The organism is Paraburkholderia sp. J94 (genome assembly GCF_905220285.1).
Classification (GTDB): Bacteria; Pseudomonadota; Gammaproteobacteria; order Burkholderiales; family Burkholderiaceae; genus Paraburkholderia; species Paraburkholderia tropica_A.
This window is the reverse complement of sequence record NZ_CAJMZH010000001.1, coordinates 434,913-455,541: the sequence shown is the minus strand read 5'-3', so window position 1 is coordinate 455,541 and position 20,629 is coordinate 434,913. Positions and strand designations below refer to the sequence as shown.

Here is a 20,629-nt window from a genome sequence, read left to right as displayed (position 1 = left end):
AGAATTCGATGAAAAGACAGAGCCCTCTAATCTTGACCGCCGCCGCGTTGACATTTGCAGCGTGTCAGGCCAAAGCCCAAAGCAGCGTGACGCTTTATGGACGGCTCGATATGGGTTTCGATTACCTCTCGAATACGCGAGGCGGCGGCGCCGATTACCGCATGCAAAGCGCAAACTGGGGCGCCAGCTATTTTGGCTTTCGCGGCAAGGAAGATCTGGGCGGGCATACGCACGCGATCTTCAACCTCGAAGCCGGCATCGATATGGCGAGCGGCGAACAGGCTGATTCCGCGCGCTATTTCAACCGTATCGCAACCGTCGGCATCAGCGACGACGATTGGGGCACGCTGACGCTCGGGCGCACGCTCGGGCTCTCGAATTATCAGTGGGATTTCGATCCGTTCCAGCAGGAGCTGACCTCCTCGCAATCGCTCTCGCGCGGGAGGCTGGGGCCGGTCACGAGCAACACCGTGTCGTACATCTCGCCCAGTTATCGCGGTTTGTCGATGCAGGCGCAATACGCCTTCGGCAACGCATCGAGCGGATTCAATAACGGGCTAAGCGGCGACTACGGCCGCAGCGGCGGCGTGCAGATCAATTACGCGAGCGGGCCGTTCCGCGCAATGGGCATGTATGAAGAATTGCGCGATTCGAACGGTCGTTTCTCGAATGTGTTCGTGTCGTCGCGCGAGTGGTTCGGCGGTCTCTCGCTGCGCACGGGAAAGATGCTCTGGCAAGGCGCCGCGCTCCATCTGAGCGCGCCCGATACGCCAGCCGGGCTCGCGAGTTCGGCGAATGAATACTGGTTCGGCGGCAAATACACGCTCTCGCCCGCGCTCGAAATCGATGCGGCCGTGTTTCATGTCGACGTCGGTTCCGGCGCGGGCGACGCGACTCACGATGCAGTCGGCCACGCGACGATGTTCACGCTCGGCACGCTCTACCAACTCTCCAAACGCACCGTGCTTTACACCACGCTCGCGCACGTTCGCAACGGCGCGCACAGCAATTTCAGCGTGAACGCGAATAACCCCGGCAGCGACAACAGCAACAGCACCAATCCCGCGTTCGGTGCGTCGCAAACGGGCGCGTATTGCGGCGTGATTCATTACTTCTGATTGGCCGATTGACGATGAAGAATTCCCCCGAATACGGGCCGCGCGATCGCGTGACGGCGACCACATCCTGCGGCGCGCCCGATGGCGCGCGCCGCGTTTTCCTTGCGCAAGGGGGCGTGATGTTGAGCGCGCTCGCCATGTTTCCCGCACTCGCGATTGCACCAGCACACGCTGAGCCCGGCGCGCCGGTTGCCGCGATTTCGCAGCAGGACTTTCACCAGCTTGCGCAATTCCTCACGGGTAAAACGCTCGACGGCGCATTGGCGGTTCGCGCGCTCGACGCGCTCCTGAAAGTCGATGCGCAATTCGGCGCAAAGGCGGCCGCCATTTCGCGTTACATCGCAACGCATTCCCTTGCGGATGTCGACGCATTCAGTCAATACGCCGCGCTGCCCGCGACGATCAAGGCCGACGCGCTCGCCATCATTTCGAGTTTCTATCTCGGCTACGCAGGCACCGCAAAGAGCGGCGCGGCACACGACAACACGCAATTCGTCACCTATACGCAGGCGCTGATGTACCGGCTGACCGAGCGCTATACGCCGATTCCCTCGTATTCGCGTTGGGGCACCGGCTATTGGACGACCGTGCCGACGTAACAAGGCGCATTAGTCCGTCCGCTTCAGTCAGGGACATTCAGCAACTCATATCGCAGGGCAATACAGGCATGGCAACAGAATTCGATGCTGACGTGATCGTCGTCGGCTCAGGCGCGGTCGGCAGCAATATGGCCAACGAACTCGCAAAGCACGGCAAGTCCGTCATCATGCTCGAAGCCGGACGCAAGGTGCCGCGCTGGAAGCTGGTCGAGAACTTCCGCAATTCGCCGCGCAAATACGACTTCAACGAACCGTTTCCGAACTCGCCGTGGGCACATACGTCCTACGCTGAAGGCTACATCGAAAACACGGGTTCGTTTCGCATGCTGCCCGGCATGCTCAAGCTCGTAGGCGGCACGACATGGCATTGGGGCGGCGCAACGTGGCGCTATCTGCCCAACGACATGAAGCTCAAGACGCTCTATGGCGTGGGGCGCGACTGGCCGATCGAATATAGCGACCTGGAGCCGTACTATCACCGCGCCGAAGTCGAACTCGGCGTTTCGGGCAGCGATACCGACGACCAGAGCGGCCAGGGCGGCTCGGCTTTTCCGCCGCGCTCCGCACCCTATCCCGTCACACCCGAGCCGGAACTGTATCTGTATTCGCACTTCCGCAAAAAGCTCGAACCGCACGGCTATCGTTTCGCGCACGAACCGAACGTGCGTACGCACGTGCCTTACGACGAGCGTCCGGCTTGCCAGGGCAATAACAACTGCGCCCCCGTGTGCCCGATCGGCGCGCTCTATAACGGCAGCATTCACGCGGAGCGAGCGGAACGCCGCGGAGTCAAGCTGATCACCGACGCCACCGCGTACAAGATCGAAAAAGGCGAGAAGAACCGCATCGTCGCCGTTCACTATCGTTCGTCGACGGGCGAAGACGTGCGGCTTACCGCACGCTATTTCGTCATTGCCGCGCATTCGTTCGAAACGTCGAAGCTGCTGCTGCTTTCCGACGTGGCGAATTCATCGGATCAGGTGGGCCGCAATCTGATGGATCACATTGGCGTGAATATGCATTTTCTCGCCGAAGAACCCGTGTGGATGGGGCGAGGTCCTGTGCAGCAAGGCGGTATTTTCAACTGGCGTGACGGTGATTTCCGCAAGCAGCATTCCGCACTCAAGCACACGATCACCAATCTGAATCCGCAATTGAGCCTCACGCAGCGCTTTCTTGGTGAAGGCATGATGGGCAAGCAGCTCGACGCGAACATCATGAAATACAGTGCGCGCTGGCTGGAGATCTCGACGTTCTTCGAGTCGCTGCCCTCGCCCACCAATCGCGTGCAGCCCAGCCGCACGCGCAAGGACGCGCTCGGCATTCCGATGATCGACGTGCATTTCGATGTCGACGATTACGTCAAAGCAGGTTATCGCGCGGCACAGGATCATTACAAGGACATCGTCGCGAAGATGAACGGCACCTATATCGACACCACCGGCTTCCAGAATCACGATCACCTGATGGGCACGATGATCATGGGCGCGAACCCGAAAGATTCGGTGGTGGATGGCGATTGCCGAACGCACGATCACGAGAATCTGTTTATCGCCTCGGTGGGTGTGATTCCGGCCGCTGGCGTGGTCAATCCAACGCTCACTGCGATCGCACTGTCGATCCGTTCGGCGGACATCATTGCGCGCGAGGTCTGATGTGAAGGTAATAACCACGACTTCCGCAACATTGCTTTCACGCTTCATCGGCACGCTCGTTTTTTCGGCGGCTTGCAGCATCGCCGCACACGCCGCATCGGCACAGACCGATGCCGATGCCGCTTCGATCCAGCACGGACAATACCTCGCTATCGCGAGCGACTGTATTGCGTGTCACACAGCCAAGGATCACGGCAAGCCCTTCGCGGGCGGTTATCGTTTCGATACGCCGATGGGCACCATCGTGTCGAGCAATATCACGCCTTCTAAAACGGCGGGTATCGGCAATTACAGCGAAGCGGATTTCGCGCGTGCCGTGCGCGAAGGCAAGCGCCCGGACGGCTCGAATCTGTATCCCGCGATGCCCTACACCGAATATGCGCTGATGACCGACGACGACGTCAAGTCGCTCTACGCGTATTTCATGCAAGGCGTCGCGCCTGTGGACGAGGCACCCGCAGAAAAGACGGCGCTCAAGTTTCCATTCGGTCTGCCCGGCGTGATGTCGATCTGGAACGCGCTCTATCTGAACCACGACCGCTTCAAGCCGGATGCGAATGTTTCGCTGCTCGTCAATCGCGGGCACTATCTGGTCGATGGACTCGCACATTGCACGACCTGCCACACGGGCCGCAATACGATGATGGCGCTCGACCAGAGCGCGTACCTGGGCGGCGCGGTGGTGGGCGGCTGGTACGCACCGAACATCACGTCGGACAAGGTTAGCGGCATTGGTGGATGGTCCGACGCGCAATTGACCGCGTATCTGCGCACGGGTCATGTTCGCGGCCTCGCGCAAGCAGGCGGCGGCATGGCTGAAGCGATCGAAAACAGCTTCCGCAAGCTCGACGACCACGACATCGACGCCATCGTCGCTTATCTGCGTACCGTCGCGCCGATCCGCACGCCGGGCCAGACGACGCCGTCTTATGCGGCCGATCCGAAGCGCGATGTCGCGTGGACCGACTTCGAGAAGCCGATTCCCGGCAACGATTCGGCGGAACGCTTCGCGACCACGGAATCGAACGGCGCGGCGCTCTATAGTGCTGCGTGCGCGGCCTGCCATGGCGTGCACGGTCACGGCACCGAGGACAGCACGTTCCCGCCGCTCACTCACAACAGCGCCGTGGGCGCGCTGGAGCCGAACAATGTCGTGATGGCGATTGCGCAAGGCGTCCATCGCAAGGGCGCAGACGGCGAAGTGTCGATGCCCGCCTTCTCCGCTGAAGACGAGCGCATCACGGATTCGTTGAGCGACGATCAGATCGCCGCCGTGACGAACTACGTGACGGAGCAGTTCGGGCGCGGCAACGCGCAACTCACGGGCGCAGACGTCAAGCTGATTCGCGAAGGCGGCCGTCCGTCGTTCCTGATTCGCAATGCGTCGACGCTTGCATTTGGCGGCATAATTGCAGGCGCGTTCGTTATCGTGCTCGCGGCGTGCGTCTTGCGTCGACGACGCAGCAAGACCCGCGTGTAACGGGGCAGCCGCGCGCGCTGCAAGGCGCGCGGCTTCCACCGTGCTCGCGTGCGGGGCACCTGCCCATTCACGATAAGATGGGCGCAAACTCCCGGTTCGTTTCTGTGCCATGACTGGCAGACGATCGCCACGCGAGGAATTCCGATGAAGTCTCCTGCCCGTCCGCGTCGTGTCCGTTTCGAAGATATCGCCGCATTGGCGGGCGTGAGCGTATCGACGGTCAACCGCGCAATCAATGAAATCGGCAGCGTTTCCGATCGCGCGAAAAAGAAAGTGCTCGACGCCGCACGCCAGCTGGAAATCAACCGGATTCTGCCCGACGAACGCACACCGATACTCCATTTCGATGTGCTATTGCCCGTACACGCCAGCCCTCTGTTGCGCGGCATGGAACAGGCATTCGACTTCCTCAACCGCTCGCTAGGCACGAGCGTTCATATTCATCGCAAGTTCTTTTCCTGGGATGACGAGCGCTCATTTGCATCGGCAACGCGCAATCCGCGTTATCGGCGCTCGGGGCTCATCGTATTCGCGCCGGACCGCCCGCTGGTGCGGGAAGCGCTGCATGCCGTCATCGGTGCAGGTGAGCCCGTTGCGATGCTCATCTGCGATTTCGACAATCTGCCGCCGCACTACTATTGCGGCATCGATCATGTCACTGCGGGTCGGACGGCCGGATACTGGATGAGCCGGCTTGGCCCGCAAACGGGGCGTGTCCTCGTCGCGCTCGGGCTGACCCATAACTCTTGCCACGACCTGCGTGCAGAAGGGTTCGAAGCGGCGCTCAAGGAGTTCGCACCGAACCTTGTTGCCGAGCGTCTTCCGCGCCACACCCAGGACAAGAACGACCTCGCGCGTCGCATGGTCAACGACGCGCTCAAGAAGGGACCCATCGCCGGCATCTACGACACCGGTTATTCGACAGACGGCATCGCGACCGCCCTCGCGAAAGCAGGCGAGCAACACGTGGTGTGGATCGCGCACGAAATGCTCGATGAGCATAAGCAACTGCTCGAAAGCGGCCGCATCGACCTCGTCATCGATCAAGACCCTTCGGCGCAGGTGCTGACGGCACTGCGGCAACTGCTGCGCTTCAATGGGCGCGAAACACAGCTCACGCCCATTCCGCCGATTGAGTTTCGTTTGTATTCCGCGCCGAATGCGCCACGTTCAGCCTATCTTGAGCGATATCTGAAGTTTCCTGGCGAACTGATGGAGACGCAGTTGAAACGACGGCGTCTAGCTCCTTAATCGAGTCCAAGGTTCCGGTGACATCCGGTACCTGATACTTCGAGTCTGAACCTCTGGGTCGCCCCCGCTGCGGCCAGTCCGATCCAGGCAGGAAAGAGTTCGAATCCACTGCTGAAACCGTTCTTTCTCCCCGACCGGAAAGACTCGGGCATGCACGCCGCAAGCTAAGCGTCAGCTAAGCTTCGAAGCGTAGGCTTTATGTAAACGAAGCAGCCCGATTCTCTTTCCCCTTCGTCGTGGAGACGGATATGACATCCGCGTATTCAACGCTTTCCGTGAATAACCCGAACAAGGTGCCGGAAATCACACTCTCGTTCTGGGTCATCAAAATACTGTCGACGACCGTCGGCGAAACCGGCGCGGATTATCTGGCGGTCAATGCCGGATGGGGACAAGGCGTGACGCGCGCGGTCATGTGCACACTGCTCTGCGCGATTCTCGCGCTTCAAATGGGATCGCGCCGTTTCCGGCCGTGGCTTTATTGGCTTGCGGTCGTCCTGGTCAGCATTGTCGGCACGCAGATCACCGATCTCCTGACCGACAAATTAGATGTCAGCCTTTATCTCAGCACGGCGATCTTTTTCGCCGCGCTCGTCGCAATCTTCGCGATCTGGTACGCGAGCGAACGCACGCTTTCGATTCACACGATCGTAACGCGCCGACGCGAAGGATTTTATTGGGCCGCCATTCTCTGCACCTTCGCATTGGGAACGGCGGCAGGCGATCTCGCGACGGAAGCCACGGGACTCGGCTTTGCGCGCGGCGTGCTGATTTTCGGCGCGTTGATTGCCGCGATCTGGCTGCACTTTCGCGCAGGCGCCAATGCCGTCGCGACCTTCTGGATCGCGTATGTGCTCACACGGCCATTCGGCGCCGCGCTCGGCGACCTGCTGACACAAGCACGCACTTACGGCGGCCTTGGCTTCGGCGCGCAATGGACGAGCGCCCTCTTTCTGGCCGCGATTATCGGTCTGGTTGCGATGGTGGAATTCAACGCGCGCTCGCGTCGTGCGGAATCGCCGACGCATTGACGCGCATTGACACGCATTGACATACACGCACATCTTTCCCTGAGGAGCCGTCATGATCATTCGTTCTGCTACGCGGGTATCCGCCTGCGCCGCGCTCACGTTCGCGCTCATACTCGCGACGAGCGCTTGTTCGCGATCCGCCGATTCGACCGCCGCTAACTCGGCCAGTGACACCGCCGTTCAGGCCGCTGCGCCAACGCCTGCCAGCGCATCGTCGGCGCTCGGCGATCTGGCGGCGTTTCGCGCCATCGCTACCGACGTCGCCGCGAAAGTCGAAAGCGGCGATCTACCCGCCGCCAAAGCGCGTATCAAGGATCTGGAAATTGCGTGGGATGAAGCCGAGGCCGGCATCAAGCCGCGTGCGCCGGCCGACTGGCATCGTCTCGACAAGGCCATCGACCGCGCACTGGACGCGCTGCGCGCGGCCACGCCTCAGCCGGCGGACTGCAAGGATGCGATGCACGCGCTGCTGAACACATTCGATAGTTTGCAGCACAGCGCGTAATACGGCCGACGTGAATGCGCGACGGCGCGATGTCGTCGCGCGCGGTTTCGCCTTTAGTGCCGCTTGATGGCGAATTCGCGTATCGCTTCGCAAAGGGCCGCGACCGCTTCCCCGGTGACTGCGTTATAAAGCGACGCGCGAATGCCGCCGAGCGAACGATGGCCTTCCAGCCCCGTCATGTGCCGCTCACCCGCAAACTCGACGAAAGCGCGATCGAGCCGCTCGTCACCGAACGAAAACGCCACGTTCATGTGCGAGCGCCACGGCGCTTTTGCGTGAATACGCACGGCGTCGCCCAACGATTCGAACGTGCCGTAAATCATGGCCGATTTCTGCTCGTTGATGGCGCGCATGGCGTGCAAGCCGCCGATTTCGTCGCGTAACCAACGCGAAACGAGCGTCAGCACATAAATGGCGAATACCGGCGGCGTATTGTAATTCGAGCGATGCGTGATATGCGTTCGATAATCGAGTATCGCAGGAAGACCGTCGGGAATGCGTTCGAGCAACGCACGCTTCACCAGCGCAACCGTCACGCCCGAAGGGCCGAGGTTTTTCTGCGCGTGCGCGTAGATCATCGAATAGCGTTCGGTGTCGACGGGAGCCGAGAGAAAGTCCGACGACATATCGGCAATCAGCGCCACATTCGACGGGGCTTCCTGCGCGCCGAATTGCAGCCCTTCCACGGTTTCGTTCGAGACGTAATGCAAATAGGCCGCGCGCGGGTCGATATCGAGTTTCGCGAGATCGGGCAATTCGCTATAGCGCGTACGCTCGCCGTCCCACGCCACGCCGCATCGATAAACCCGTTGCGCTTCCGCGGTCGCGCGGCGGCTCCAGTAGCCGGAACTGATGTATTGCGGCGGCGCCCAGCGCGCGCCCGCGAAATTCATCGGAATGGTCGCGAACTGCAGACTGCTGCCGCCCTGCATAAAGGCGATTTCGTAATCGTCGGAGAGGCCCAGCAAAGCCCGCAAATTCTGTGACGCTTCCTCGACCAGCGACAAAAACCATTCCGAACGATGGCTCATTCCAAGTACCGATAGCCCCGTCTCAGGCAGTGCCTCGATCGCATGCTGAGTTTGCAGGAGCACCGATGCGGGCAGCGCTCCGGGACCGCCCGAAAAATTAAGCTCGTTGCAGCGTGTGGTCATCGTGTTCTCGTTTCGTTGTTGCCTTGCGTACGACCATTGCGCAGAACGCGTCGAAAAAGCGCTGCATACGGGCCGGTTTATACGGAAACGCCTGTGGGTCGTCCATGTCGTGCACCACCATCGCGGTGGCGATTTCGAAAATCACGAGGCGTCCGTCCGCCGTTTCCGCGCAATCGAGCCCGACATAATCGAGCCCGGTGAGCTTCGCGACCGTCGCTAGTGCGTCTCGATGGCGCTGCGCGAAATCCGCATCGAATGTCGCCATGAAACGCGCCTCTTCGTCGCGACGCTCCGGGTGCGCGAGCATTTCCTCATACGGGTAATGCACCATCCAGTGGGCCGAAATCCCCATATGCGAGATATACGGCACGCCGTCGATTAGCGCGATCCGGTATTTTCTGAACAGCCCATCGGCACTGCGGTAATCGATATAGGACGCAATATAGAATTCATTGCGATCCGACTGGTTCACGTAATTCGTCAGTTCGTCCATCGTCAGGACGCGCGCGAGACCTTGCCCGGCGTGCGATCCCACCGGGCGAATAATCATCGGAAACGCCACGCCAAGGACATCGTCGCTGCGCTCTGTGGCGTTGATTCGCGCCACCAGCGCCGCGCGCCCGACGCGCACCGTGCGCGCCATGCAAATACCCGCTTCGCCACCGAGCAGATTCCACGCGCCATCGCGCGTCGTGCACGGAATGCGGTCCGGCCGATTGATAATGGGCGCAGGCGTGTGTTCGAGCAATGCCGCGATGCGCGCCAGGGCCAGACGGTTTCCATCCAGCGCACAAGGGCCGACGAGAATGACATCGTGCTCGGGCAGACGAAAATCCGCTTCGAGTGCCTCATTCACATACAGCACGTCGATCTGGAAATCCGCATGCGCGACGAGACATTCGAACGGCGTATTCGTCATGAGATCGCCCGCCGCCTTGAAAACCAGCAGTTTTACGGGCTCGCGCGAAGCGGCATGGCGAATGCGGTAAAGGCGCTGCATGCCGATCGCGAGTTGCTGGACCGACAGCGCCGAATCGCGCTCGAACTTCAATTCAAGCACCCATGCAAGATCCAGCAACGCCTGCGGGTCGTCGTGCGTCTGGTTATATTCGAGCAGTGTCGCGCCCAGTTGCGCAATATCGCCTCCCGTTGCCGCCAAACGTAGCAATGCGGAAAGACCTCGCGCTTGATAAGGCGCTTCCGATTGCGATTGCGATTGCGAATTCGCCATGTCAGTGGACCTCATCTTTCAACGCTCTATGGAGTGCGGGCGATTCGCCGATATAACCGACTTCATCCTCGAATACCGGCACCTGGACGGCGGATTTCGATTCCCGGTTGTGCTCTTGCGCGACCGATTCCTGCCTGGTGGCAGTGCAGTCGATCAGCACGAACGGATTTGCCTTGCGTGGCAGCTTGTTCACAGTGCGTCCTTCGGATTTCGGTGCGATTTCGCACCGGTTCATCTGAAATGAACCGAACGGAACACAAGGCCGAACGGAACGGCACGGAGCCTAAGACAAGCCTGCTTATGAAATCCTTAACGCCGGGAAATACCCGGAAAGAACTGGATAGCCATCATTTTTTATTTAACCGGATTGTCACAATCGGTTGCATAGCCAACGAATCGATCGTCTATCTCATTCCAGCCAATTGCACGAACGAATTTGCGGAAGATGATTTCCCATCTAACCTTCTCTTAAGGAGCGTCGGTGCAAAATCGCGTGCGCGGGGTGAATTCCTTCGTGATCTGTCGAGATCGAACTCACGCCCTTTCCACCGTTCATCTTTCATCTCTCCGCTCATGACCATTATTCAGCGCAGCGTTGTCGCAGCAATCAGTTTGCTCATCGGTGTTTCCGTTTGCGCGAAAACGCCGCAGCCCGAGGAAACGCTCGCCATTCCCGGTGCGCCGCTCGCAAGCTTCGATATCGGCTATGCAAGCCACGGTCTCTATGCGCTCGCGGACCGATCGAATGCGTCCATCGATCTGTTCGACACCCATACGCTTCGCTACACAGGCCGGCTGACCGGATTCTCCGGCGCGAAAGCGACCGACATGGGCGGGCCGAATGGCATCGTGATCGTCGGCAAGCAAATTTGGGCAGGCGACGGCAATAGCGACGTCAAGGTCATCGATATCGCGTCGAAGAAGACGCTCGCGACGGTCTCGACCGGCGGCAGCAAGCGGGTCGACGAGTTGGCCTATGATCCGCAAGACCAGTTGATCGCCGCCGCCAATAACGCCGACGACCCGCCTTTTGTTTCGCTGATTTCCACGCACGCGCCCTACGAAGTGAAGGCAAAACTCGTGCTGCCCCAGGCGACAGACGGCATCGAGCAGCCGGTTTGGGAGCCGACAACGAAGAAGCTGTTTCTTGCCGTACCCGTACTCGACGGACACAAGGAAGATGGCGGCATCGCGGTGATCGACCCGCGCAGCGCGAAACTGGAGCGCATGATTCACGTCTCGCGTTGCATGCCCGCGGGGCTCGCCGCTGGCCCCGATGGACAGATCCTGGTCGGTTGCAGCAACGATGCCGTCGAAGCCGGATTTGCCGCGAAGTCGTTGTTGATCGATTCGCGCACCGGCGCGGAAACCGCTTCGTTCGACCAGGTGGGCGGTTCGGATGAAGTCTGGTACGACGCCGCTTCCGGGCGCTATGGTCTTGCCGCAGTCGCCAATCCCGGTGGCCCGGTGATCGGATTCATCGACGCGCACAGCAAGCGCTGGCTGCGCAATGTGCCGACGGGTAAAGCGGCGCACTCGATTGCGGCCGATGGCAATGCGTTTTTTGCACCGATTGCAGCAGGCGATGCGCATTGCGCCAATGGGTGCGTGAAGGTGCTGCGCTGAGGGGTGGATGACTTGAGTTCACGGTCCGCGCGTGACGAGTTGCTCACCTCGATCCGCGCGGCCGTCACTTACGCTACGAGATGACTGATAACTAACCTGATTCCGCACAATCTGTTCGATCGGATGCACGCCTAATTGGACCCGAAAAAGAATAGCGGAGGCGTAATCCTCCGGGTTTCATTATTTCTATTTAATGCGCATGGAAAATATAAACCGGAATTGTTCGACGCTTGAATTGATCAGGCAAATCGCCTATCAATAAGACAGCATTTCGTCCGCTCCCGCAGCAGACGCGCTTTCCCAGCCGTTCGAAACCGGATGTTTTGATACGTGCAGACCGTATCCGTCATGCGACGCGCCGTTGCGCGCGCCGCGTTGCTTCCGCATGCCTGGAACTCACCGGAATGCCCGCGCGAAATGGCTACATTCGATTGCAACGCGATCCACCGCCAGTTAATCGCGCCCTTTAGCGACGTGTTATCAAACGGCGCACTCGATTTCGTATGGGCACTCCATGATTCATTCGGCGCACGGCGCAATGCGCTGCTGGCCGAACGCGAGACGTTATCGCAATCCACCAGCCGCGAATCATTCGACTTTCTCGCCGACACGGCAGGCATCCGCAACGACAACAGCTGGCGCGTTCCGCCCCCGCCCCCGGATCTCGTCGATCGCCGGGTGGAAATCGCGAGTCCCGCCGAGAACCGCAAGGTCGTCATCAACGCGCTCAACGCGGGCGCCCAGGTATGGATCGCGGACCTCGAAGACGCCATGTCGCCGACCTGGCACAACGCGATGATCAGCCAGCGCAATCTGCGCGAGGCCGTGGAAGGCACGATCGAATATCACGACGTGTCGGGGCGCGATTATCGAATCGGCGCGGCGAAAACGGCCATCGTCGTGCGGCCGCGCGGCTGGCATCTTCCCGAGTGCCATTTGCGCATCGCGAATGCGCCGGCCTGCGCCAGCCTCGTCGACTTCGGCCTGTATTTTTATCACTGCGCGCAGACACTGATCGCGCGCGGCAGCGGACCCTATTTCTATCTCCCCAAAATCGAGCGTGCCGCCGAAGCCAGGCTCTGGCACGACGTCTTCGAATTCGCGGAGAAGGCGCTGCCTGTACCACGCGGCAGCATTCGCGCGACCGCGATCATCGAGCATATTGGCGCGGCCTGGCAGATGGATGAAATCCTGCATGCGCTCGGTCCCTATGCAAGCGGACTCTCCGCAGGTCGCTGGGACTATTTATTTAGCATTGCCAAGGTGTTCAAGGAACGCGAGGCATGCGTCTTTCCCGATCGCTCGCAACTGAGCGCGTCGCAGCGCTTCTTGCGCGCTTATGCGGAGCGTCTGGTGCAGACCTGCCATCGGCGAAAGGCACATGCACTGGGCGGCGTGTCCACGCAGATTCCCGACCGCCACGACCCCGTCGCGCGCGCGCGTGCGATCGATGCCGTGCGGCGCGACAAGGAGAGCGAGGCCGACGAGGGCTTCGACGGCACGTGGGTCGTTCATCCTGATCTCGTGCCGGTTTGTCATGTCGCGTTCGGGCGCGTACTCGAAGGGCGGCCGAATCAGATCGACCGGCCGTTGGGCGAAGCCACGATGCCGGCACAAACGCTCGTCGCCGTGGAGCGGCTGGGCACGGGCGTCACCGAGGCGGGTCTGCGGGCGAATATCGCGGTCGCGATCCGTTATCTGGACGCGTGGCTGCGCGGACGCGGCTCCGTGCGGCTGTTCGGTTTGATGGAGGGCGCGGCGACGGTCGAAATTGCGCGCATGCAGGTCTGGCAGTGGCTGCATCACGGCACCCCGCTTGTCGATGGACGCACGATCACTCACGCCCTCGTCGCGGCATTGCTCGACGATGAAATCGCGCAATACCGCGCGCAATCTTGCGCATCATCGAACACAGCAACGGGCACGCCGCTCGACCCGCGCAACCTCGCACGCGCGCGCGTGCTATTCGAGGATGTCACGATGCGCGCGTCGTGCCCGGCATTCATGACCTTGCGCGGTTACGCGATGCTGACCGAGCCCACCAATCCTGCGCCGTCGGGCACCTCGGCTGCAAGCGGCGCGCAACACCTAATGCAACCCGTTACGCAGCACACCGCGCCGCGCCGCCTCACGACATTACGGCTCACCAGCAGCAGCGGCATGTTCACGCATCTGCAACTCAAGCCGCGCGCGGCATTCTCGTTCGCCTTCATGGGTTGGTCGGCGTGGCTGATCGAACACGCCGTCGCGCATGCCGCGATGATCCGCGACCATGCAACCGGCTTCGTGCCGATCGCGCTCGACATCGACTACCTCGAACCCGCCACGTTTTTCGATTGCGAACAACTCGATGTCGTCACCGAGGTGCGGACGTGGAATCCGCGGCGCTTTCACACGCTTCAGGACGTCGACGTCGAGATCGCGTCGAGCCGGGGCCAGCGCATCGCGCGCATCCGGCTTCAGGAAGTGTGCGTGCGCATCGAATCGCCCGACACGCTGGCTGCGGAACCGGGGCGCATTCCCGAGAGCCTCGCGAGCCTGCTCGATACGCACGACGACATCGACGAGCGCCCCGTCTTGCGCAATCGCGATCTCTCGCAAAGCGATAACGATCACGCCGAAGAAGCCCTCGCGCAAGCCCGCCATCCGTTCACCGTTCATCGGCACGCTTGCGAGCTGGCCGATCAGTGGTATTCGGAGCACGTCTGCGATTTCGTCGGCGACAGTCGCGAAGCGCTGGTCTTCGCGCGCCTCGCCGAACATCCGGCGCTGCTCGCGGGCCTCGCGCAGCGCGTCGAGCGGATTCACATCGGCCTGCGCCGTCCCTACATGCTGTTCGATCGCGGCGAAGTGCTCACGCGCGCGCGCCGGCAAGGCGACGCGCTTCAGTTCGTGCACCGTCTGCTCACGGCATCCGGCGAAAACGCGGGCGACGCCATCGAAACGTTCTACCCGGAAGGCGGTCGCGCAAGCGCGTCGCCGCCCGGCTGGAGGCCGCAATGAATTTCGTGTTTTCGGGCACGCTGCTGCGCTATGTTCAATACCGCCGCGATATCGGCTACGACGGCGGCACGCTCGCGCAGGCGCTGCGTTTCCTGTTCGACGACTACCCGGAACTGGAGCCTCTGTTGATGGACACGCCCGGGGCGCTGCGGCGCACCGTGCGGATCGCGGTCAATAACGAAGTCGTTCGCAGCGATCTGTCGCGGCCGCTCGCTTCGGGCGACGCCGTCCAGATCATGACAGCCATTTCGGGCGGCTAGCCCGGCGCGCCGCCTCATCACGCTGGAGCCTGACATGTCACTCGAAGCCCGTCTGCGGCCCGTGTTCAACACCGTGCTCGAACTCGACGCATCGCAGCCCGACGAGACGTTGCGCTACCAGGAAACGCCGGGCTGGGATTCGCTCGGCGCGGTGCTGCTGGTCACCGCGATCGAAGACGAATTCAGTGTGGAGATCGACTCCTCGCGCGCGCTGAAGATGGACAGCTTCGCGGCGGCCGTGTCCACGCTGCGCGAACTCGGCGTCGCGGGATGAATCGCGCCCGCTCCACCGCCTCTGCCTCACTGCCGACGCGCTGATGCATTCGCCCATGAATCCGCCAGCCAACGTGCAACGCGAAGCCGCGTTGCTCGCGCAGTTGATCGAGCTGATCGCGCATCATCGCGGCGCGTGCGCGGGCTACGCGCGCGTGCTCGATGCGATCGGTCACACGGCGTCGCGGCGCTACGAGCGGCTGGCCGACCTGCCGTGGCTGCCGGTGCGCCTCTTCAAGACGCACCGGCTGAGCGCCAGCGGCGCGCAAACGGTCGCCACGCTCACGTCGTCGGGGACGACGGGCACGGGCGCGAGCCAGATCGCGCTCGATCGCGCCGCGATGGAACGTCAGCGGCACTTGCTCGCGCAGACGCTCGAAAACCTGATCGGTCCACGGCGGCTGCCGATGCTGATCGTCGATACGCCCGCCTCGGTGCGCAGCGAACGCGCGTCGATTCGCGGCGCCACCGTGCTCGGCGTGATGCAGGCCGGGCGCGATCACGTGTTCGCGCTCGATGCCGACCAGAACGTCGACGCCGACGCGCTCGACCGCTTCCTCGCCCGGCACGCTCACGCGCCGTTCCTGATCTTCGGCTTCACAGGGCCGGTCTGGACGCGGCTCTACGCGCACGCTGCGCGCCGCGCGCTCGATCTGTCGAACGGCGTGCTGCTGCACACGGGCGGATGGAAAAAGCTCGCCAGCCAGGCGGTCTCGCCCGAGCGGTTTCGCGCGGATTTTCGCGCGGCATGCGGGCTCGCGCGCTGCCACAACTTCTACGGCATGGTCGAGCAAGGCGGCACCATTCACGTCGAATCGGCCTCGGGCGACGGCCTCTATTCGCCGCCGTTCGCCGACGTCATCGTGCGCGATCCGCAGACCTGGCGCGAGGCCGCGATCGGCGTACCCGGCGTACTCGAAGTCCTGAGCACCGCGCCGCGCACGCATCCCGGCCACATCCTGCTCACCGAGGATCTCGGCGTGATTCACGGCATCGACGACGGCGAATGGCCCGGCAAGCGCTTTTCGGTGCTCGGTCGGCTGCCGAAAGCCGAAGCGCGCGGCTGCTCCGACACGGCGCCGGACGCGCCCGCCAGCGCGGCGCGCGCGCCATGAGCGGGCTGCTCGACGGCAAGTGCGTGCTGATCACCGGCGTGATCAACCATGCCTCGATCGCGTTCGGCGTCGCGCAGCGCGCCCAGCACGAGGGCGCGCGGATCGTGCTCACCGGACACGGACGGCTGCACATGGTCGAACACGTTGCGCAGCGTCTGCCGAACCCGCCGCCCGTCATCGAACTCGACGTGACCGACGCCGCGCAACTCGCCTCGCTCGCCGAGCGCACGCGCGAGTTCGTGCCGCGCGTGGACGGCATCGTCCATTCGATCGCGTGGGCGCCGCCGGGCGCGATCGGCGCGGACTTCGTCGCGGCGAACTGGGACGACGCGGCGCGCACCCTGCAGGTGTCGACATGGTCGCTGCCGGCGCTCGCGCATGCGCTCTCGCCGCTGATGCCGCCCGGCAGCGCCATCGTCGGGATCGATTTCGACGCCTCCGTGGCCTGGCCGGGCTACGACTGGATGGGCGTGGCGAAGGCCGGCCTCGAAGGCGCGGCGCGCTATCTCGCCTGCGCACTCGGACCACGCGGCATCCGCGTGAACCTCGTGGCGTCGGGGCCGCTGCGGACCGCCGCCGCGCGCGGCGAGCCGCGCTTCGACGAGATCGCCGCCGCGTGGCAGGCGCGCGCGCCGCTGGGCTGGGACACCGCCGATACCGGCAAGGTGGCGCGCACCTGCGTCGCGCTGCTGTCCGACTGGCTGCCCGCCACCACCGGCGAAATCGTGCATGCGGACGGCGGATTTCATGTGACCGGCCTCTGACTTCGGCCCCCACGCTGTGAGCGCCGCGCGCCAACCTCGGGAGCACCCCGCACCATGACCGGATCGAACGACTCATCGCCGCAACCGCAACCGCAGCCCCAACCTTCAAGCCGCGCCGAACGCGTCGCGCTGGTGATCGGCGGCACGCGCGGCATCGGCCTTGCGACCGCGCGCGAACTGGCCGCGGGCGGCGCGACCGTCGTGCTGACGGGCACGCGGCAGCAAGCCGCCGAGACCCAGGCGCGACGCATCGCCGACGATTATGGCGTGCTAGCCGAAGGCATCGAACTCGACCTGCGCGACCTCGCCTCGGTGGGACCGGCCGTGCGCGCGGTGGCGACGCGGCACGGCGGCCTCGACGCACTCGTGATCAGCGCGGGCGTCATGAAAAGCACGCCGCTCGGCTTGATCGACGCGCCGGTTGCGCGCGAGATCGTCGATATCAATCTGCTCGGCGCTGTCGAAGCGCTTCAGGCGGCCGCGAAGGTCATGATGCGCCGCCGCCGTGGCGCGATGGTCCTGCTCGCCTCGCTCGTCGGCGAATGCGGCGCGGCCGGGCAAAGCGTCTACGCGGCCACCAAGGCGGCAATGGGCGCGCTCGCGCGCAGCGCCGCACGCGAACTGGGCCCGCTGGGCATCCGCGTGAACGCGGTCGCGCCCGGGCTGATCGACACCGACCTGATCGCCGACCTGCCGCCCGCGCTGATCGAGGCTCGCTGCGCGCAGACGGCCTTGCGGCGCGTCGGCAGCGCCGCCGAAGTCGCGGCCGTGATCGCCTTCCTGCTCGGCGATCAGGCGTCGTTCGTCACGGGCCAGGTGCTCGGCATCGATGGAGGACTCGTCCTATGAACCCGTTCGGCGCCCAAGCCTGCCTGATCGACACCGCGAGCGGCGCGACCCTGCGCGGCGGCGACCTCGATGCGCGCATCGAGGCCATGAGCCGCGAGCTGCGCGGCTTTTCAGCGGGGCTGCTGCTGTTGCCCGTGGGATGGGACATCGACAGCGTCTGCCGCTACCTCGCCGCGCTGCACGCGCATCGGCCCGTCGCCTTGCTCGCCCCCGACGCGGATTCGGACACGCTTGCCGAGTTGTGCGAGCGCTTCCAGCCCGCCGGCGTCTGGCAAGACCATGCGCCGCCCGATCGCCTGCCCATCGGCTACGAACGCACGCAGCACGGCCTGCGCCGCATCGAACGCGCCGCGCCGACACACCCCGAGCTGGCCTTGCTGATGACCACCTCGGGCTCGACCGGCGCCGCGCGCATGGTGCGCCTCTCGCGTGCGGGCGTGCTCGCCAACGCCCATGCGATCGTCGCCGCGCTCGACATCGGCGCGCACGACGTGGCGCCGACGAGCCTGCCGTTTCATCTCGGCTACGGGCTCTCGGTGCTGAACAGCCATCTCGCCGCTGGCGCCACGGTGCTGGTGACGGCGGAGCCTGTCATCAGCCCGGGATTCTGGAGCGCCGTCGACCGCCATCGAGCCACCTCTTTCGCCGCCGTGCCGCACACCTACGAGCTGCTGGCCCGCCTTCACTGGCGCCCCGGCGCGCACCCGTCGCTGCGCGTGCTCACGCAGTCGGGCAGCCGCATGCGCGCGGAACTCGCCGAACTCGTGGCGGGCGACATGGAGCGCGTCGGCGGCCGATTCCATCTGATGTACGGGCAGACCGAGGCGACCGCGCGCATGGCGGTGCTGCCCGCCGACCAGTTGCACGCGCGCAGCGCGTCGGTGGGACTGGCCGTGCCGGGCGCGCGTCTGACGATCCGCACCGAGGACGGCGTCGATACGCAAGCGCCCGACATCAGCGGCGAAGTGATTTTTCACGGGCCCAGCGTGATGATGGGCTACGCGGACGACGCCGCCGCACTCTCGCTCGGCGACGAGCACCACGGCGTGCTGCAGACCGGCGACATTGGCCATTTCGACACGCATGGCTATCTGTTTCTCGAAGGCCGCCTCAAGCGGATGGCCAAGATCTTCGGCCTGCGCATCAATCTCGACGCGGTCGAGCGCTTCGCCTCGGAAGCGGGCGCGCCGGGCGCGAGCGCGGCGGTGTCGCGCGACGACGACGCCATCGTGCTGTGGTGCGAAGGCGAGCCGGACCCGGCGCGGCTCGATCGCCTCGCGCGCAGCGTGGCCGAGCGGCTGCGTCTGAATCGCCGTGGCGTGGAAGCGCGCGCGATCGAGCATCTGCCGGTGCTGAGCAACGGCAAGGTCGATTACCGGATGCTCGCGGCGGCCGCGCATGCCGCGTTGGACACCGCTGTGCACCCCGCTGTTGCCCCACGCAGCATCGACGGGACGGCCGCATGATCTCCGTGCTGTTCCCCTTCTCGCACGCGTGCGACGCCGACGCATTGCTCGCGCCGCTGCTGCGCGAGCGCGCCGCGCCGCCGCTCGCGACCGGCGACGCGCGCGTGCTCGATTTCCTCGATGAAGTCGGCCAGCGCCTGCGCCAGCCCGCGCTCGCGCGCGCGTTTCCCGAACTCGCGCCGCTGGGCGCGTTCCTGCGGCGCAAGCGCCTTGAAACGGAACTGGCGCGGCTCGAATCGGGACCACGCCAGTTGCGTTTTCCGCGCGGCCTGCTGTTTCATGTCGCGCCCGGGAACGCCGACACCGTCTTCATGTACTCGTGGGCGCTGGCCGCGCTCGCGGGCAACTGCAACGTCGTGCGGATCTCCACGCGCGGCGGCGCGGTGCTCCAGCCCGTGCTCGACATCTTGAACGATGCCGCGCGCGACGCCGCGCCCGTCATCGCCGCGACACAGCGCATCGCCAGCTACGATCGCACCGACGAGGCGACGACCGCCGCGCTGTCGTCGGCCTGCGATCTGCGCGTGCTCTGGGGCGGCGACGCGGCGATCCAGCAGATCCGCCGTGCACCGATCGCACCTCACGCGCGCGATCTGACGTTCCCCAACCGCAGCTCCTTCGCCGTGATCGACGCAGCCGCCTATCTCGCCGACGACGCGCCCGCCCAACGCCGCGCCGCCGAATTTTTTCATACGGATGCCTATCTATTTGGCCAGGCGGCCTGTGCATCGCCGGGCACGATCTTCTGGATCGGCGCCGCGCCCGAGGTCGCGCGTGCGCAACACGCGTTTTTCGCCGCGCTCACCGAAGTCATCGAGGCGCGCGGCCCGCAACTCGACGCCGCCATGGCCATCGAAAAGCAGGTCGCGACCTACGGCCTGGCCGTCGACGCGCAAGTGGATGCGATCCGTTTCTGCGGCAACGCCATTGCGCAAGTCGATCTCGCGCCCGGCGCCGCGCCGCCGCGCCGCTGGCTCGGCACAGGCAGCTTCGCGCAGCGCCGGCTTGACTCGCTCGACGAACTGGCCGCGCTGCTGCTGCGCCAGGACCAGACCTTGAGCTACTACGGCTTCACGGCGGCACGCATGAGCGACTTCGCGAAGCGGCTGGGCGGACGCGCGCTCGACCGCATCGTGCCGCTCGGCGGCGCGCTCGCCTTCGATCCGGTCTGGGACGGCTACGATCTGCTGCGCGAATTCACCCGACTCGTGAGCGTTGCCTGACCCCGACACAGGCGGCGCACGGAGGC

General features: G+C 63.9%; 19 protein-coding genes. 16 read left to right on the top strand and 3 right to left on the bottom strand.

The window, feature by feature from the left end; genetic code table 11:
• Positions 1-8 precede the first annotated feature (8 nt).
• The 7 genes from U4Y88_RS02000 (at position 9) to U4Y88_RS01970 (ending at position 7,639) form a co-directional block, all read left to right on the top strand.
• Positions 9-1,118 carry a porin gene (locus U4Y88_RS02000; RefSeq protein ID WP_321781858.1) on the top strand — a complete coding sequence of 370 codons (1,110 nt, stop codon included), beginning with the start codon at positions 9-11 and terminating at the stop codon, positions 1,116-1,118.
• 14 nt (positions 1,119-1,132) lie between these two features.
• Positions 1,133-1,717 carry a sugar dehydrogenase complex small subunit gene (locus U4Y88_RS01995; protein WP_321781856.1) on the top strand — a complete coding sequence of 195 codons (585 nt, stop codon included), beginning with the start codon at positions 1,133-1,135 and terminating at the stop codon, positions 1,715-1,717.
• A gap of 68 nt (positions 1,718-1,785) precedes the next feature.
• Positions 1,786-3,372, top strand: coding sequence for a GMC family oxidoreductase (locus tag U4Y88_RS01990; protein ID WP_321781854.1), 1,587 nt, complete (start codon positions 1,786-1,788; stop codon positions 3,370-3,372).
• 31 nt (positions 3,373-3,403) lie between these two features.
• Positions 3,404-4,852, top strand: coding sequence for a c-type cytochrome (locus U4Y88_RS01985; RefSeq protein WP_321781852.1), 1,449 nt, complete (start codon positions 3,404-3,406; stop codon positions 4,850-4,852).
• Positions 4,853-4,996: 144 nt separating this feature from the next.
• On the top strand, positions 4,997-6,103 hold the full coding sequence (locus tag U4Y88_RS01980; protein WP_224005958.1) for a LacI family DNA-binding transcriptional regulator: 1,107 nt from the start codon (positions 4,997-4,999) through the stop codon (positions 6,101-6,103).
• Positions 6,104-6,351: 248 nt separating this feature from the next.
• Positions 6,352-7,134, top strand: coding sequence for a hypothetical protein (locus U4Y88_RS01975; protein ID WP_321781850.1), 783 nt, complete (start codon positions 6,352-6,354; stop codon positions 7,132-7,134).
• Between the two features lie 52 nt (positions 7,135-7,186).
• Positions 7,187-7,639 carry a hypothetical protein gene (locus U4Y88_RS01970; RefSeq protein WP_321781848.1) on the top strand — a complete coding sequence of 151 codons (453 nt, stop codon included), beginning with the start codon at positions 7,187-7,189 and terminating at the stop codon, positions 7,637-7,639.
• A 53-nt stretch (positions 7,640-7,692) separates the two neighbouring features.
• Here U4Y88_RS01970 and serC read toward each other — a convergent pair whose 3' ends face one another.
• The 3 genes from serC to U4Y88_RS01955 form a co-directional block, all read right to left on the bottom strand.
• Positions 7,693-8,793: a 3-phosphoserine/phosphohydroxythreonine transaminase gene (gene serC / locus U4Y88_RS01965; RefSeq protein WP_321781846.1), complete on the bottom strand. Its 1,101-nt coding sequence runs from the start codon at positions 8,791-8,793 to the stop codon at positions 7,693-7,695.
• A complete protein-coding gene (locus U4Y88_RS01960; protein ID WP_321781844.1) occupies positions 8,768-9,952 on the bottom strand; it encodes a RimK family alpha-L-glutamate ligase in 1,185 nt (394 codons plus the stop codon). Before U4Y88_RS01960 ends, serC begins: the two co-directional genes overlap by 26 nt.
• 73 nt (positions 9,953-10,025) lie before the next feature.
• Positions 10,026-10,217: a hypothetical protein gene (locus tag U4Y88_RS01955; RefSeq protein ID WP_321781842.1), complete on the bottom strand. Its 192-nt coding sequence runs from the start codon at positions 10,215-10,217 to the stop codon at positions 10,026-10,028.
• Positions 10,218-10,264: 47 nt separating this feature from the next.
• Between U4Y88_RS01955 and U4Y88_RS01950 the strand changes: the two genes are divergently transcribed.
• The 9 genes from U4Y88_RS01950 (at position 10,265) to U4Y88_RS01910 (ending at position 20,603) form a co-directional block, all read left to right on the top strand.
• Complete coding sequence (locus U4Y88_RS01950) at positions 10,265-11,650, top strand: cytochrome C nitrite reductase (protein WP_321781840.1); 1,386 nt, start codon at positions 10,265-10,267, stop codon at positions 11,648-11,650.
• Between the two features lie 417 nt (positions 11,651-12,067).
• The gene (gene aceB, locus U4Y88_RS01945; protein ID WP_321781838.1) at positions 12,068-14,653 is read left to right on the top strand and encodes a malate synthase A; all 2,586 of its coding nucleotides are present in this window, start codon (positions 12,068-12,070) and stop codon (positions 14,651-14,653) included.
• On the top strand, positions 14,650-14,913 hold the full coding sequence (locus U4Y88_RS01940; protein ID WP_224005918.1) for a MoaD/ThiS family protein: 264 nt from the start codon (positions 14,650-14,652) through the stop codon (positions 14,911-14,913). The genes aceB and U4Y88_RS01940 overlap by 4 nt, the downstream gene beginning before the upstream one ends.
• Positions 14,914-14,947: 34 nt before the next feature.
• Entirely contained in the window at positions 14,948-15,187 is a 240-nt protein-coding gene (locus tag U4Y88_RS01935; protein ID WP_321781836.1) for an acyl carrier protein, read from the top strand.
• A gap of 55 nt (positions 15,188-15,242) precedes the next feature.
• Positions 15,243-16,301: an acyl-protein synthetase gene (locus U4Y88_RS01930; protein WP_321781834.1), complete on the top strand. Its 1,059-nt coding sequence runs from the start codon at positions 15,243-15,245 to the stop codon at positions 16,299-16,301.
• Complete coding sequence (gene fabI, locus U4Y88_RS01925) at positions 16,298-17,065, top strand: enoyl-ACP reductase FabI (RefSeq protein ID WP_321781832.1); 768 nt, start codon at positions 16,298-16,300, stop codon at positions 17,063-17,065. Before U4Y88_RS01930 ends, fabI begins: the two co-directional genes overlap by 4 nt.
• A 54-nt stretch (positions 17,066-17,119) precedes the next feature.
• Positions 17,120-17,914: an SDR family NAD(P)-dependent oxidoreductase gene (locus U4Y88_RS01920; RefSeq protein ID WP_321781830.1), complete on the top strand. Its 795-nt coding sequence runs from the start codon at positions 17,120-17,122 to the stop codon at positions 17,912-17,914.
• Complete coding sequence (locus U4Y88_RS01915; protein ID WP_321781828.1) at positions 17,911-19,380, top strand: AMP-binding protein; 1,470 nt, start codon at positions 17,911-17,913, stop codon at positions 19,378-19,380. Before U4Y88_RS01920 ends, U4Y88_RS01915 begins: the two co-directional genes overlap by 4 nt.
• A complete protein-coding gene (locus U4Y88_RS01910; RefSeq protein WP_321781826.1) occupies positions 19,377-20,603 on the top strand; it encodes an acyl-CoA reductase in 1,227 nt (408 codons plus the stop codon). Before U4Y88_RS01915 ends, U4Y88_RS01910 begins: the two co-directional genes overlap by 4 nt.
• Positions 20,604-20,629: the final 26 nt, after the last annotated feature.